This window comes from Sediminibacterium soli (genome assembly GCF_009939225.1).
Classification (GTDB): domain Bacteria; phylum Bacteroidota; class Bacteroidia; order Chitinophagales; family Chitinophagaceae; genus Sediminibacterium; species Sediminibacterium soli.
Genome location: NZ_JAACJR010000014.1, coordinates 1 through 16,095 on the forward strand (window position 1 = coordinate 1; position 16,095 = coordinate 16,095).

The window sequence follows — 16,095 nt, forward strand, 5'->3', positions numbered from 1 at the left end:
TCCGGAACTGCTCTTTGAGCTTTTGCTTCATTGCCTCATAATCGAGGCTTCCAGGATTGTTGTTTTCCATTTTCTGTGTTTTAAAGTTAATTACTTAACTCCTGACACAGTTTATTTTACACTCTCCAAATCAGTAAAGAAATTGCGGCTAAGCTCCCAATTACCCGCGTTCTGGTGATTGATATAAAGTATAATACCTATAAGAATTGCTGGCCCGATCAGCATCCACAAAAACACGCGCAATCTCCAATACAAGATTTGCTTATAAATGAACTTGCGTCTTTCTTCTGCAATAGCATTGTTCTTCAATTTCAAATTCTCTTTCGCAAGTTTCTTGTTTCTCTCAACGACTATGGAATTTGCTTCTACCGCTTCGGAATATTTCCCTTTTTGGGCTTCGATATCCGAGGCAAATTGCAACCTTTCCGATTGTATCTTTTGCACATCTTCTTTTAACTGATTTCGCACCGTCGTTACGTCATTGACCAAATCATTGAGTAGATTTTGCAATTCCTGTCCCTTTTGCTTTTGTTCATTTGCTATTCCCTGTAATGAAGACACGAATTCCGGTGAATTGTTTTCAGCAAGCTCATTCAGGCTATCGATATTTGTCAAAGTTTTTTCTGCGATGCCACGCGCCACCCATACGACATCCTCGTCAGAGATATTATCCTTGGCATATTTATGAATGTTCGCGTCCAATTCTCTTATCGTCGCGGCAGGTGGCAGGGCATTATCCAGTGTCGTTGAAACCAGCCGCGTCAATCCGATAGTGGCAAGCTCGGAAGTGGTGATTTCAGTTTTGACCATCGGCGACGTCAGCCAAAGAAGATTTAATAAATCTTCAGCTTTTATCGAATAAGGCTGTATGCCTTGCGAGAAAGACGATTGGCGCGAACTTGAATTGTTCAGGAACCAGCAATTCACCTTATCGAACTGATAAATCGGCTTTCCGCGTTTTTCCTTCACGTACTCGATGCAAGTCGCGTCATGAAGCGCTGCAAAAGGGGAATTTCTGACCCCTTTTAGCTTCTCATAGTCTGAACTATTTTTTGCCTTGTTTTGATACTTTTCAGTATGCGGAACAACGATAACGCCAAAGGCTTCAATATCTGTTTGAACATTACGACGGATGCGATCCAGATCCGTCTTATTCAGGTTTCTGCGCTCACAGGCGTTATAAATGTCTTCCGGGTCAATAAGCCGCGACAGGAAAGCGATATCAAAATTATCGACGCGCGTTTTCAGCAACTGATCAATTTCTTGTATCGTGATAGACAAAACAGAAAACCGGTATCCCAATTTTCCTGATATATCCAATAGTCTTCGACAGCTATCTTTTGAGCTGGCAGTATTTAAGTCGAGCAGGCTTATTATGAAGTTGGTATCAAGAACAAGCTCAACGTCACGCTTAATATTGGTTGGCTCGTATTCCAGATAAGTCGTAATAATCGAGCCGATATAAATTGATCGCAGAAGATCGTAAGCGCCTTCAATGGGTTTTATAAAATTCACAAACCTGGCTTCCAGCGTATCGTCTGAAATATCAGTCTGTGCTGATTGACCGATGTATTTCCCGAGAGAAGATTTATATTTTTCAACAAAAGAGAAAACGGAGCGGCCTTTGGGGTCAATATTTTCTGTCTGTAAAAAGCTTTCGTAATAAGAATGCAGCTTGTCCAGTTGAGCATTGCGCTTTTCAATTTCTTCTTCATAATCCGCAAAAATGAACTCGCCTATCACAAAGGAATTATCGCCATAAATGGTCAAGACGGTTTTGTCTTCTTTATTTAGTTCTTTGGCTATCTTGACAAGCAGTTTCTTCAAAACAGAAACCGGCATATTCAAAGAATACAATTCTTCAAAGCGTTGCTTGATAATGGAAATATCATCGCCGTCATGCTTGCCAGCAGCACACATTTTTGAAAGCGTTCGCTTCACAAGCGGAATAAAAATATTTTCAAAACTTGAGCTTTGCTTGCCTTGGTTGTTTATAAAGGCCAATAAGCTATACGCGACGATTTTATTATCCATCACAGCGATATTAGGCGGATAAAATAATGAAAAGTCTTAATATTTACAAGTCGCGATCTTTTAAGAACAAGTTCTAATTTCGGCTAACTGACAAAACTATGGCGATTACAAATAAAACAAGAAAGACGCTTTGGGCCAGATCAGGCAATAGATGCTCTATGTGCCGGAATGAACTTGTCGCTGACAAGAATGTGCATGACAAGAATTTGAATATTGGTGTAAATACCAGACAAACTGACCCCCATCCACCAGAGCAATGTGACCCCCTGCGAACAAGGCATTAAAAATTGATGATTCAGGGCCTAAAAATGGTAAAGAACTAATTGCTTTTTCTTTTCAAACGTAGGATTTTATCTGCCTATTTTGATTTAATATTTTTATCGGTTTGGTCTGCATTGATTTCTTTCCTGTTTTTGCGCAGTGATTCGCCTTTTAGTTCTATCCGGACAGACTGATGAACCAGCCGGTCAAGGATGGCATCTGCCACGGTTTGTTCCCCGATCACATCGTACCAGTTTTTTACCGGAACCTGGGAGGCAATGATGGTGGAGCGCTTGCCGTGGCGGTCTTCAACGATATCCATCAACAGGGCTCTGCCGGCGGCATCGAAGGCCTGTATACCAAAGTCATCCAGTATTAGCAGGTCCTGCTTTTCTATCCTGGCTAATTCTCTTAACTGTGAGCCATCTGCTTTTGCCAGTTTTAAGACAGACATTAGTTTAGCGGTATTGGCATAATAGACCTTGCAGCCCAGCAAACAAGCCTGGTGCCCAATAGCAGAAGCCAGATAACTCTTACCTGTTCCGGTGCTTCCGGTGATAAAAACATCCTGCCCTTTCTTAATAAACTCACAGGTGAACAAACGGTCGATCTGGTTTTTGTCGAGTTCTCTTTTGTGGTCATAATCCATTCCTTCGGCATCTGCCACATAACGGAACTTAGCTGTTTTAATGTTTCGTTGTAATGAGCGGTGTTTGCGGTCATCCCATTCACTCTGAACTAAATACTGGGCCATTTCATCATTAGTGAAGCTTACCGGTGGCGGCAGCTCTACAAAGGTTTTAAATGCGGTCTGCATTCCGTATAGGCGCATATCGCCCATTTTCTTTACCGTTTCTTTGTTCATGGTTTTTGTTTGTTGTTTAAATGATCAATGATTTATTCGTAGTAATCCTGTCCACGTATGTTTTCGTGTGAGGGCATTTCAGGATTGGGTATCTCATCTTCGAAGGGGATGGTGTCAGCCTTTGAACGAAGGATCTGGTCGATGATGCCGTAGTTGTATATACCAAAGCTGTCGGCTCTTTCACACGCATTAATGAGTCTGGCATTACCCACCCTTTTGGCAAAGCTTAGTACCCCGGAACAGGATTTATAACTTTGCTCCGGGTAGAGTTCCCTGGCCAGTATCCTGGCTATATACTGCGCCACCGCTTCGCCAATGGAACTGGCTGTGGCCATAAACTTTTGTGGGTTCCATTCCGCTAAATATTTATGTTGGCTTGCCAGGTGATCCTGTACAGTGATATACTTTAACCCCTTGCCTAAAAAACGGTCATGGGCCGCTACTACTTCGTTGCCATCATATATTTCCAGCCTGGTAGTAGTGTACTTGATTTTCAACCGTTTCCCGATTAGCTTATAGGGCACACTGTAATAACGCTTATCCACGCTCAGCAATACGTGTCCGTATTTGTTCACTGTAGATAACTGGGTGGTCATGGGTTCGAACAGGTAAGGATTTAGTGGTTGCAATAGTTGCTTCTCCAGTTCAATAAACTGCCGCATCCTGCTATAGCTCTCGCCGGTAAGATTTGCGTTATTATGTGCTTCTAAATGAATCAGGATATCTTTGTTGATCTGATCGAGCTCGTGATACACGTTTTGATCAATCTTAGAGAAGATAGTGGTATAGATGATCTTAACAGCACCTTCTACCAGTGCTTTGTCTTTGGGTTTATACGTGCGTGTAGGGAAGCCAAAAGTTTGATAATGCTCCGCAAAGGCTGCAAAACTATCATTAAGCTGGGCCTCATATTTGCTGGCTTTGGTGACTGCAGACTTTAAATTATCCGGAACAATAGCCTGCGGTACGCCGCCAAAAAAATGAAGTGCACGCTCACAACCCAATATAAAATCCTCTTTGCATTGCGAGTGAACAGCCATGACAAAGGTTAACTGGCTGCATCCCAGTATAGCCACAAAAACTTCCAACTCGCTAATCTCACCAGTAACCTTATCAACCAGTTGTAATTTTTGGCCGGTAAAATCAACAAACATTTTATCGCCAGCTTTGTGCGTCATCTTCATCGATGGCTTACCTACCTGCATAAACCCATTGAGCTTCTCCAAAAATGAAGAACTCATATATCCATCCGGGTGTTGAAGTTTGTAATGTTCATATACCATGCCCTTTGTGACACCCCGTTTTTTTAGCATGGACGCCAGTGAGGGCAGTAGGGATTCCAGGTCAGATAAGCGCTTATTGACAACGACAATGGGCTCCTTAATCAAAAACAAGCGTGACATCTCAGCATCACTCATCGATTCAATCTGCTCTATCGTCTTTTCTGATAGCACATATCGATACAGGTACTTTTTTACCGTATTACGGGCTATACCCGTTGATTGACTAATGAATTTGGTGCCCTTCCCTGAAGCATACAGTCGAAGAATCTGGCGTATTGTAAACATCTCAATTGTTTTGTTAGACATGAAAAAAATGGGCTTGGTGAACCAAGAACCTCATCTTTTTTTCCTACAAAAACAACTAATCCTTATACTGGCTTTTAGGGGGTCAATTTGAAATGGTGACAGGGGGTCACATTGCTCTGGCCGAAGGGGGTCAGTTTACCCTGGTATTTGGGGGTCAATTTGAGCGGTTTTTCCAGCAGGACATCGACGCGCACAGGACAATAGACAGAGAATCGCTACTTGAACAGGGATTTGTATTTGCCTATATGACGCAGTCATTTGTCATCGAGGGCATCACGTTCCGCTGCTGCTTCGACATGTGCTGGTATGCGCACACCGACGACAGCGTCGCGATAACCAGAATCGCGCTCTAACCAGTGAAGACCCGTATCTCGGGTCTTTTTTACTTAGGAATATATTTCTGGGATTCCTCCACGATCATTCCGCGAAGATATGCGCCGCCCTCGGGCAGGCAAAAGACTACGGCATAAACACAAATCCTGCGCACCGGGCCGTTATTTATTCCGTTTCCTTTTGCCTTTGGTCGTCCGGCGTATAGTGAAGTCTCTATGATCGTAAGAGGAAAAGTGTGTTGTTTGAATTACTAACTCATGAACCCCTCCGTACACTTCCGCATCTCTCTGCCGCTACTTGATTGCTATCGTATATACTTTGAATCTCGATTCTTGAACGCAGGCATCGTGCCTTCCAAAATATTGATGATTGCCTTGTTTATCGACTCATTTTCTATGCTGCCCGAAGTGCATTTGACGGTATTCTTGTTTTCTTTCTCGATCTGCATGTTAATGACCTGGTCCGCATCACAGACGACCGCAAGATTAGGATTATGCGTCACCAATATGATCTGTCGCTTTTCCTTCACCTTCTTGATGAAGTGAACCAAAATGTGATACACGCTTTCATTATCGAGGTTCTCTTCCGGCTGATCAATCACAAGCGGAATGTCCTCATTGTCTAGGATCAGATAGAAGATTAGAAGCAATGCGCCACGTTCACCGGGAGACAGCTCTTGGAGCGTTTTGTCTCCGAGCTTAAGGTTATACACCGGCTGCAAGTATTCAGCGTTAAAGATGTAGTCGTACAACGTGTTTAACTCCACTCCCTTTTTAAGCACTGATTCAGGGTCTATGCTTGCGTTCTCGGGGGTACGCTTGTCAGCCTTGAGATTGTCTATCAATTCCTCGGTGAATGCGATAAATCCATCACTTGTTTCAAAATGAGTCTTCTCAATGATGTCGTTAAGGCGTTTGTACCCCTCGTCTTTTCCAGCGAATGAGCCAATCCGGCCCTGATTGATCGAATTGAGGAAATTGTCCTCGAATGCGCGGAGTTCCAGCGCCACATCTATTTTGACATCATACCGTTTTTTCAATTCCTTGAAATCGCTGATGAACTGCGTGACGGGTTGAAAGAGCTGCTTGCGTACCTCCACCAAGGAAACTTTTTTGGAGTACAGTTGTCCGGTTAGCCCCCTGCGTTCCTGGTATTTGGCTGTTAAGACGCCGCTTAGCGTATTGGTCAGGTATAGGAGTTGCGCCTCCAGAAATTTCACTGATCCTTCTTTTGTGTCAGAACCTTCGATACCGTCCTTTTTCGCCTGCCATTCCTTGATTGCATCGAGATACTTCTGTTGCTCTTTGGCTGGCTTATCAAGGACCTCCTGATCGGTTTTCAGTTGCTCGTTTAGCTTTGCCAATTGTTGCGCCTTGCTGCCGTCAATGGCGGGGTTAATCGAATCATTGATGCCGGCAATTTCAGTTCCGACTTCCCTGATTGCAGCAACAATTTTAGACGTGTCGATCTTATAGGAAAAAACATCGGCAGGATGGATGTCGTTTTTGACGAGAATTTTCGGAAACTCACCATTAGTGTCGCTGACCTTCTTCAAATCGCCGTCCAAATTCGTGTAATACTGGAGCGTGCGGTTCAATTCCTCCTGAGAAATGGACAACGTCCCTTTTCGGCCATTGAGCACTTTGATCTCTTCTTCTATATTTGTTATTTTTCCTCGCAATACTCCCAGGTTTTCGATCAGAGCCTTTGTCGCCTCATCTTGGACGGCGACAGCCGGTTCCACCGGCTTTATGCCGATGTGTGCCGTCAATTCGTCCTTCTTCAGGTTTAGCTGACTGTCGATGGAACTTCGATAATCCGGCCGGTCTTTTCTTTCCAGGAGCACAATCTCAATGTTTAACCTGCTTAGCTCGTTTTGAATTTTCTGTATCTCTTCCGCGATGAGGCTGGATTTGTAGGTTATCAACTCATCCAAAGACATTTTCCCGAGGCGCTGCGCCACAGGAGTGTGAGAATAAATAATCTGTTTCAGTTCCTTCTCAAACGCATCGCTCTCTACGTCCGTGCACAGCCGCTCCAGGAAATTCTGTGGTATGTATTTCACCCGTTCCACCGAAGTCCTATCGGGGTTGTCGCTCAATCGTCTTGATATCTGAGTGTCGTCGGCCCACGTCATGGTCGCCTCGAATTTCTCTGAGAGATTCGATGGCTTTTGCTTCCTGAATTTGTCCTTTTGCAAAAAGGAGAAGTTGGAAGGGTCCTGATGCGTGTTGCCGCATAAGCCGATAACGTCGGTGATCGCACTTTTGCCGCCGCCCTTGTTTCCAATGATCGCGACCAGGCCCCCGTTAAAATCAACGGAGAAATTGTCGAACCAGACGTCTTCAACTGCTGCTCCCTCAACTTTCTTGATTGACAGAGACTTGATGAACTTTGTCTTGTTGCTGTTTATGCGTTTTAGCAAGTCCGGCTCATCGCCGATAAATACCCTATCGGGTTCATTAATGATCTGCCTTAGTCCGGCAAAAGACAAGTCAGCATTTATCCAACAGAACCGATCAGTCGGCATCGACTGTGCGTCCATGAGATGTCCAAATGCATAATCGATCTTGTGCGCATCCGACCCTTTAATGCAAGGCTTGGGTTTGTCGAACCACGATTCATACTGCACCGCAGTAAATTTTTCATCTTCCCACTTAAAGAACGCAATTTGATTTTGCGTTGATGATCCCATGACGTCCGATTTGTTAATCAGCGCGAGTTTGAAGAAGTTGTCATTCGGATCGATGTCGTCAATGCCACCGTATTCATCATACGGCAGCCATACCACCGCATGACTTCCATGCAGGTCATGCTTTTTGAGGCTTTCAAGCACCTTTTCAAAATCAAAGGAAACCTTCATAACATCGCTGGTGGTTGCCAAATGAATGGTCGCGGCCTTCTCGTCATAGCATTCCAATGAGTTCAGCCACGTGCTTATTTTTTGAAATAACGCCGGATCATTGTCAAAGATGATATGGAAGTTTATCTTAACGCCCGACTTTGTCGGGTCCGCGTTCTTCCTGTTTGCGACAATATTGTGCATCCTGAACTCGACGACAGGGAACACCGTTTTGTCCGGTATTCCCCCAAGTTTCTGGATTTCCTCGTATCCCTTGAGGCTGCAATAGTCATTTATGCCGATTACATCAGCTTTGGACGCTTTCGCATTGTCGATGAATGCTTGATAGCTGCCGCCATAGGTTGCGGGAGAATGAACGTGCAAATCCCATATACGCCATTGGGAGCCTTTGTTGTTTGGAGTTGACATAAAGAGGTGTTAATCGGGATATATAGTGTCTTACAGTATATTCTGTAAAGTCAATAAATAATAATGTGGGATGCGATCTATTGAACGCCAAGGGGGGATAAGCACAAAATACTGTTTAATTGCTAACCTATGAACAAAACATAATTAGAACGAACGTCTCCCCGTTGCACAAAAAATTAGTATTTTACTTGAATTTGCTAAGTTTGCTAATGAGCATCGAAGTAGTATTTTTTCAATGAACGGTATTTCGGCCACTTGTAATATGCTGATAGTCAGCCATCATCTCGGCATTTAAAAAAATTTGTTCACAAGTGTTGATTTTTTTCTTTTATTGTGTCGTCGAAAGTATGATCTCATTTCAAGAAAAGGCCAAGCAGAATCTTTTAGCAGCGCAGGCTCTTATTACCCAACATTTATACCACTCATCGGTCAATAGATCATATTATGCAACGTTCCAGTACGGCTTATATGTGCTTTTTGAAAAAATACGTATTTCAAAAGAAGAACTGAACGCAGAAGCATTTTATGAGAAAAAAGGTTCCCATGTGCTGGCATTTAAGCGTCTGGGAACAGAAATTGCAGGGAAGGATATAAGTGATTACAGATGGTTTCAGCGGGTGAGCCGGGAATTCAAAGCATTGCGTAAATCCGCCGATTACACCGAGGAGACTATTACCGTCGATCAAGCAAACGACTCTATACGAAATGCGGAGAGTATTATACGGACTTTGTTAAAACATTTTAAATGATGGATGCGGCTCAATTTATAGGAGAGATGCTAGCCGAATTAGCCAATAAGTATCGCAAGGTAACATTCAAGTACGGCTATTCTTTAGATAATGAGTGTCATGTCGTTGAGATAACGCCTCAATCGGCTTTTGAAAACGATGCTCTTACAGCTGCCTGGGTTCCCAAATCATTGGAATTTTTGAACCTGTTTCCAGATGATGACATTGTTTTCATATCGGACGATTCAATCTTAGCACTTGGGACATACAAGTTGGAATTTAATGCGAATACCGAAGCAGAAGTATTACTGCAGTTCTTCAAACCATTGTTGGTAAGTGAATTTGAGGCATCATTCTTCACTACGATGGCTGTTGTTGAAAACACGGCATCTGGTTCTCGATTTATAAATCAGGCTAACTCATACATGGCAACTAATGAATCCGCAACGCAAGATTTGCCTTGTGATGATATAAACGATGAATTCTTAATGGCTGCCTAATATATGGATCAAGAAAAACCCGTTGGCTCATATCGCATTGAAAGTATGATTCTGCTTTCCTCCTCCTTTGAACGAGAATCGATCATTGACTTTAATCAGCCGATTGAACTCCAATTTTCCCATTCCTCACAAGCGACAGAAACGGATGAATTTAAGAAATTTGCTGTCTCATTGTCCTTTGACATAAAAGGTGTTCAAGGTGAAACCAATGTGTTTGCTGCTTCTACAAACATGGTCGGGTCATTTGAAAAGATTGGCGAACCTGTCGTTTCGGAAGAAAACTTTAGAAAAATTAATGCTCCGGCGATAATTTATCCTTTCATCCGGGAGCACGTACACAACCTCTGCGCCAAAGCAGCCGTCGGAGTAATTCTTTTGCCTACGGTGAATTTTAAAATATAATATCAATTCCGTTTTTTGACAGGATAGCGCAAAGCAACACCGAGAACAACTACAGAATACCTGAGTGTTTTAGAATGTCACTACCGCGGCCAACGCATCATCCGTATCCTTGCTGATAAAGTTCGACTGATATCCAAGCGTCGTAGTAATAGAGGAATGGCGATACAATTTTTGCAGCATTTGGATAGGAATACGATCTCCTGAAATGTTACCAAACGTACGCCGGGCTATGTGCATCGTTAAGCGCTTCTCAACTTTTGCCGCAGGAGCAACATGTGCTTGCAGAAACTTGTCAATCCTGCTCACCGTGAAGGCAATGCGCCGCTGCACGATGAATTTGTCGCTTTCATTGTCAAGCACTTTCAAATCCGGGAAAACGAAGTCGCTGAGCCGTTGAGGTTTTTGCCTGTAGAGATCAAGGATCGCCTGTGCTTTTTCTGAAAGCATTACCGATCCGCTCTTGTTATTTTTGCCCATAACGTAATACAGCCTGCCGTTTTTGATATCATTCCACTTTAGCCGTAGTACGTCGGACGCGCGCATACCCGCAGCATAGAATGAAAATAGCCACAGATTGCGTGAATGTTCCTGAAACGATCCGACTGGAAATATTGCTGATTGAAGCCGCTGCACTTCTTCTATCGTCAACCCGATTTTGTTGACCTCGGGGAACTTTATCCTTATTTTATCCGCGCCGAAAGGGTAATGCCGCCGATCAGCGACACCTTCTTTGATTGCTTGGCCGAACACTGACCGGATCACAACCAAATGGTTGACTATTGACCGCTCGCTCAGCGGCCGTTCCAAATTGCCCAGATACACTTTGAAATCTTCGAGCAGAGATACCGTCACTTCTGAGAACGGTGTCTGCACATTATTCCTGAAATCACGGAAATGCTTTACGCGCGGTTTGTCAGCGGTGTACTGATTGTACTTTCCCGCCTGTTTCAGCCGTTCAAGATACGCCTCAGCCTGAGCCATGAAATCAGCTCCTTTGCTCGGCTTGACCTTCTTTATGATCGCCCGCGAGGTCGCCTCACCATGCTCCGATTCCACATCGAGCGCGCCGCTCAGCACCTCCATTTTTTTCTTGAAGAGCAGTTTGTTCATCCGTACTGAATTGGGATAGGAGCTGCGCACTTCCTGTTTCTTCGCATCCCAGTATTTCTCATGCAGTGCATACCCCAAATGGATGGTTGACGTTTGTTTGTCCTTGCATACCTGCAAGATGAGCGGCCTGGTACCGTCGCCGTTTACACGTTTCCGCAATACGATTTTCACTCCCATAATCACTGTTTTTCGGTGATTATAAAGTTACGAACATGGTCGAGTATTGGTCGAGTTGGAAAAGGTATTAAACGTTTATTTATGATCTTATGCGTCAAAAATACTTTCAGTATCAATGCGATAGAGCCGTATTGAACCGCATTCAACCGCGACAGAGAGGACTGAAAATCCTTGTGTCGCCGGTTCGATCCCGGCCCACACCACAAACAGATAAGGCTTTCAAGCGATTTGCTTGGAAGCCTTTTTCGTTAGGTACAACATAGGTACAACATTTTTATTTCCATAACACCTTGACCAAGAACTTAGGATGATTAATTTGCTGGGATGAAATGGATTACTCGGGAACGTCCAAAAATAGACCGTATCGCTTGCCCATGGCTTATTAGGCGCTTTATAGATTCCGATGCTGAAATACTATATGTTCCGTCTGAAGAAGTATTACGCACCGCAAAAAAACTAAAGGCTACACCTTTCGATATTGCAGGAGTGGAATATACACACTATGACGACAAGTGCACATTTGATTTTTTTCTTAAAAGACACAAACTGAAAGATCCAGCATTAGATGTGATCGCTGCTATTGTTAGAGGCGCGGACACCGATAGACATGATATTGCAGCGCAAGCATCAGGGCTTTGGGCTGTATCCGCAGGTCTGGCTCATAATTTCACGAACGATTATGAACTTTTGGATATAGGCATGCGTATCTACGATGCACTGTATAGTTGGGCAAAGCACCATTACCGAGAAAAGCATATTCAACAACCAGGGGAACAGTTGTTAATTGATGTGTACGACAGGTTTCTGAAGCAAAAAAAGAAAACCGGAAAGCAACCGCCATGGGTAAAAGAATTACGTGAACTTATACAAGATCAGGTAGACGCAAGTATTACGCTCAAAGAAGTATCAAAAGGGCTAGATATTAACCCTGCATATTTATCCCGTGAGTTCAGTAAATATTTTGATAACCTTTCTTTCGGTGAATACATACGAATGCAGAGAATTGAAAAAGCTATCGGCTACTTGGTGCAAACCGCTTTCCCGCTGACAAAGATCGCGTACTTGACTGGTTTTTCAGATCAGAGCCATTTTACAAGAGTATTTAAGAAAATTACAGGTCAAAATCCTTCTGCATATCGTAAAAAAGTAGTGAAAAAGTAAACTTTAGACTAAGAGTAAATTCTGTTCTATTTCACGAATAATTTTCATGGTAGCATTGCTGCTCGATGGGACAACAATTGTACAAGGAGAGAGCATATAGCCTTAGGAATCTCATTATTTACTTTCTAAAACTGGGTACGACCGGATTTGGCGGTCCTGTAGCTCTTGTCGGATACATGCACCGCGATTTGGTGGAAGAAAAGAAATGGATATCGGAAGATGAATATCGTGAAGGACTTGCACTGTCCCAACTGGCACCGGGTCCGCTTGCTGCGCAACTTGCGATCTATATCGGTTATATTCACTATCGAATCGTGGGAGCAACATTAACTGGTATTGCTTTCGTGCTGCCATCGTTCTTAATAGTGATGGTGCTTGCCGTTATCTACATACAATACGGAGGCTTACCGGGGATACAGGCGGTTTTTTTTGGTATCGGCGCTGCGGTGATAGGCATTATTGCAATTGGAGGATTCCGGCTTAGCAAAAAGAGTTTGGGCAAGGATCGTCTTTTGTGGTTCATATTTATCGTTAATGCAGTTGCTACCGTATGGTTTGAGGAAGAACATATATGGCTAATCCTTTCCGGGGGCCTTATTTACTGGTTGTACCGATCCCGTTCGCTCGTACGCTTGTCGGCTCACATGCTCTACATTCCTGTGCTTTTGCAGATTACTACGACAACTGCCGATGCTACCACATTGCAAAGGATAGCGTGGTTTTTCTTAAAAGCCGGAACCTTTGTTTTCGGTAGCGGCTTGGCCATTGTTCCGTTCCTGTATGGCGGTGTTGTTAAAGAACATGCCTGGTTAAACGATCAACAGTTCTTAGATGCAGTGGCAGTGGCTATGATTACTCCCGGGCCAGTAGTTATTACCGTTGGGTTTATTGGTTTCTTAATTGCAGGTTTTCCGGGTGCCTGCGTGGCGGCGCTCGCAACATTTATCCCATGTTACCTGTTCACAATACTTCCGGCCCCGTATTTCAAAAAATACGGCAAAAACCGTATGGTCAAGTTATGGGTAGATGGCATCACTGCCGCTGCCACCGGTGCGATTGCGGGGGCTGTAGTCATACTTGCAAAGCGGCAATTAACTGATGTGATTTCAATGACTGTGGCATTTGCAACTATCCTGGTCTTGCTTCGGTTTAAAAAAATAAAAGAGCCATGGATTATTCTTGTCGCAGCGATACTTGGAATCCTAATTAAACAATTAGTGTACTAGCTCTTGTAATTGGATACCGATGTTGTCTTAGTTAGTGACCAAAGCCACAAAATACCATTTACCGCAGAGGCACGGAGTTGACACTATTATAACGTACCACCTCATAATATAAACTCATCCGGGAACGCGGTAACCCCGAACTTTTTCCGGAGAGACCTGAACAACCAGGTCAGTAATAGTAACATGGAATTGATTTTCCGGATCAGACGGATAAGGAAGCCTCATATTGTGTCCATCCAAAAAAATCAGGACTCTTCCTCGTAATAGATCTTATAGTATTTTCTTCCGCCGCTGTCCTCGCCTTTTTCGATCAGGTTGCGGTCGCCATGGATATAGATATGGAAATTCCGGTCCAGCTTCAGCACGCTTTTGAATATCCGCGCCTGTTTGTTCACGGCCTGTGAGGAGATGGAGAAATTATCGGCGATATCCATTTCGTTTTTTACACTGTGCTGGTCGTTGAAATTGCGGAAAGATTCGATCATTTCCGGGTGGTGCAGCACTTCTTCCTCAAAACTCTTTTTCTCATAGGTATCGTGCGTCCTGAAATAGGAAACGGAACGGTTCAGCAGATCGATCTGGTCGGTTCTGGAAACCTCAAATTCTTTGGGATAGGCTTTGGTAATAAAGTCCCTGGTGATCGACATGATCTCGCTGGTATGGTTGAAACCCGTATCGGCTGGTTTCAGCATCAGGAAAAGATCGTTCCAGTACTGCGCGCTGCCGGTTTTGCTGACCTTGTCGATCGACATGATCTTGTATCCTTTCTGTTCATCGGTGTTGAAGATCAGGCAGCCCTTGTCTACTTTCTCCAGGCTGATACCATCGTCGAACTTCAGCTCGAACCTGCCGCTGGCGGCTGCCACTTTCAGGAAGGGCTGCCGGTTCTCCGATTTGTAAATACCGATTGCATCGGTAACGATGCCGTCTATTTCCAGCGAGGAGAGATAGGTGATAAACAGATCACCCGGTTTGATCTGCGGGTGCACAGAAACCTCGTACAGGTGTGTGGCGATCTTCCGGCTGTTCTCAAAAAAACTGTCGCGGTTGCCGAAGATCGCTTTTGCAAACTGGAACAGGGGATTGAGTTCCCTGTCGCCGGTGGTGGAGGTAAATGAACAATAGGGCGCCGACTTAAAAGAATCCAGGCAGAACCCGAGCAATAACTCCCGTGATGTAACATCGGGCAGCTCTATCGCCTCATTTGACAATACCAATGATTCCCCGTTGGTTTTATTACCTGTATAATGAACAGCTAGTTGCTGCAATGCAGCGCGGCTATGATCGGACATAATTTTTATAAAGCCCGAAAATAAGAAAAGGTTGATTGAAGGATGATTGTTGTATGGCTAAATGGTTGAATTGAGATACTGGTCAACTGTTCAATGGCTGGATAGCCATGCAACAATGCAACCATTTAGCCATACCTCTTCCCTCACAGGCTATTTCACCGGTGTGATCACAATATTCCTGTATTCCACGGCGCCATGATCGCCCTGTATCAGGATGGGACCGGGCTCGCCTTCCCTGCTGTTAAGCGCACCGCCGGTGATGCCGGGTATGACCTGTTCGCAGATCACTTTTTTTCCGTTGGCTACAACGGTAACCAGGCGGCCTACCAGGGTAATATCGTAAGACTGCCACTCACCGGGACTTTTGGCGGTCATTTCATTCGGCGCCAGAAAACCATAGATGGCGCTGAAGCGGTCTACCAGCGGTTCCTCGCCCTTGCTGTCTTCTACCTGCACTTCGTAACGGCCGCGCAGGTAAACGCCGCTGTTGCTTCCCTTCGGATAGCGGAACTCGATATGCAATTTGAAATCGGTGAAAGTTCGGTCAGATACCAGGTTGGATCCCGATTTGGGACTGCGCAAAATGCCTTTCTCGGCCAGCCACTGGTTATTGGGTCCGGCTGCATGCCAGCCCGCCAGGTTTTTACCGTTAAACAGGATAACCGGTGTTCCCCATACCGGCTCTCCTTTTCTGCGGAGAGAGGGCGCGCGTTCGGCGGTCCATTCATATTGTTTTCCGTCGCTGAAAACCAGGGTGCCGTTCAGCCTGTCGCCGGTATGTGTGAATTCGAATTCCATATCCTGCCCCGCGGGCTCCCACTGAACGGGAATGGAAAAACGGTATTTACCGCCTGCAGATTTGATATGCGATACCGGGCGTGCACTGCCAAATGCATAGACAAAACGACCTACCAGGGTGCTGTTTCCCGAATGCGAGATCTCCAGCCAGGACGGTAATTCCTTTCCCTCTTTCTGAACCGTGATATCCCATCTTCCTTCCACAGGAGAGAGATCGCGCTGTGCGTTCAGCATAAGGGTAAAAAACAGGGAGCAGCCGGCAAGCAATATTTTTTTCATGTGCATCGATTTACAGAAACAAATCTATCCATTATCTGAAACCGAAGGGCAATAAAAAAGGACAGCCAC

At 44.5% G+C, this 16,095-nt stretch carries 12 protein-coding genes; 5 read left to right on the forward strand and 7 right to left on the reverse strand.

Annotated elements, in window-relative coordinates:
* Positions 1-111: 111 nt before the first annotated feature.
* The 4 genes from GWC94_RS16345 to GWC94_RS16360 all read right to left on the reverse strand — a co-directional run bounded on the left by GWC94_RS16345 (position 112) and on the right by GWC94_RS16360 (position 8,353).
* Entirely contained in the window at positions 112-2,034 is a 1,923-nt protein-coding gene (locus tag GWC94_RS16345) for a PIN domain-containing protein (protein ID WP_161836440.1), read from the reverse strand.
* A gap of 358 nt (positions 2,035-2,392) precedes the next feature.
* Complete coding sequence (gene istB, locus GWC94_RS16350) at positions 2,393-3,160, reverse strand: IS21-like element helper ATPase IstB (RefSeq protein WP_161836442.1); 768 nt, start codon at positions 3,158-3,160, stop codon at positions 2,393-2,395.
* Between the two features lie 32 nt (positions 3,161-3,192).
* Entirely contained in the window at positions 3,193-4,728 is a 1,536-nt protein-coding gene (gene istA, locus GWC94_RS16355) for an IS21 family transposase (protein ID WP_202628864.1), read from the reverse strand.
* A gap of 658 nt (positions 4,729-5,386) precedes the next feature.
* Positions 5,387-8,353 carry a TrlF family AAA-like ATPase gene (locus GWC94_RS16360; protein WP_161836446.1) on the reverse strand — a complete coding sequence of 989 codons (2,967 nt, stop codon included), beginning with the start codon at positions 8,351-8,353 and terminating at the stop codon, positions 5,387-5,389.
* A 347-nt stretch (positions 8,354-8,700) separates the two neighbouring features.
* On the opposite strand from GWC94_RS16360, the gene GWC94_RS16365 reads away from it, so the two are divergent.
* The 3 genes from GWC94_RS16365 to GWC94_RS16375 are packed head-to-tail and all read left to right on the forward strand — an operon-like array spanning position 8,701 to position 9,983.
* Positions 8,701-9,102, forward strand: a complete 402-nt coding sequence (locus GWC94_RS16365; protein WP_161836448.1) for a HEPN domain-containing protein — start codon at positions 8,701-8,703, stop codon at positions 9,100-9,102.
* Positions 9,099-9,581, forward strand: coding sequence for a hypothetical protein (locus GWC94_RS16370; protein ID WP_161836450.1), 483 nt, complete (start codon positions 9,099-9,101; stop codon positions 9,579-9,581). The genes GWC94_RS16365 and GWC94_RS16370 overlap by 4 nt, the downstream gene beginning before the upstream one ends.
* Positions 9,582-9,584: 3 nt before the next feature.
* The gene (locus GWC94_RS16375; RefSeq protein WP_161836452.1) at positions 9,585-9,983 is read left to right on the forward strand and encodes a protein-export chaperone SecB; all 399 of its coding nucleotides are present in this window, start codon (positions 9,585-9,587) and stop codon (positions 9,981-9,983) included.
* Positions 9,984-10,052: 69 nt separating this feature from the next.
* Here GWC94_RS16375 and GWC94_RS16380 read toward each other — a convergent pair whose 3' ends face one another.
* Positions 10,053-11,270, reverse strand: coding sequence for a site-specific integrase (locus GWC94_RS16380; RefSeq protein WP_202628866.1), 1,218 nt, complete (start codon positions 11,268-11,270; stop codon positions 10,053-10,055).
* A gap of 324 nt (positions 11,271-11,594) precedes the next feature.
* On the opposite strand from GWC94_RS16380, the gene GWC94_RS16385 reads away from it, so the two are divergent.
* Entirely contained in the window at positions 11,595-12,431 is an 837-nt protein-coding gene (locus tag GWC94_RS16385; RefSeq protein WP_161836454.1) for a chromate resistance protein ChrB domain-containing protein, read from the forward strand.
* Positions 12,432-12,496: 65 nt separating this feature from the next.
* Positions 12,497-13,657: a chromate transporter gene (locus GWC94_RS16390; protein WP_161836456.1), complete on the forward strand. Its 1,161-nt coding sequence runs from the start codon at positions 12,497-12,499 to the stop codon at positions 13,655-13,657.
* A gap of 245 nt (positions 13,658-13,902) precedes the next feature.
* Here the strand turns inward: GWC94_RS16390 and GWC94_RS16395 are convergent, their stop codons facing one another.
* Together GWC94_RS16395 and GWC94_RS16400 are read right to left on the reverse strand one after the other, a co-directional pair.
* Entirely contained in the window at positions 13,903-14,949 is a 1,047-nt protein-coding gene (locus GWC94_RS16395) for a nucleoid-associated protein (protein ID WP_161836458.1), read from the reverse strand.
* Positions 14,950-15,099: 150 nt separating this feature from the next.
* On the reverse strand, positions 15,100-16,026 hold the full coding sequence (locus GWC94_RS16400; RefSeq protein ID WP_235918602.1) for a 3-keto-disaccharide hydrolase: 927 nt from the start codon (positions 16,024-16,026) through the stop codon (positions 15,100-15,102).
* Between the last annotated feature and the right edge of the window lie 69 nt (positions 16,027-16,095).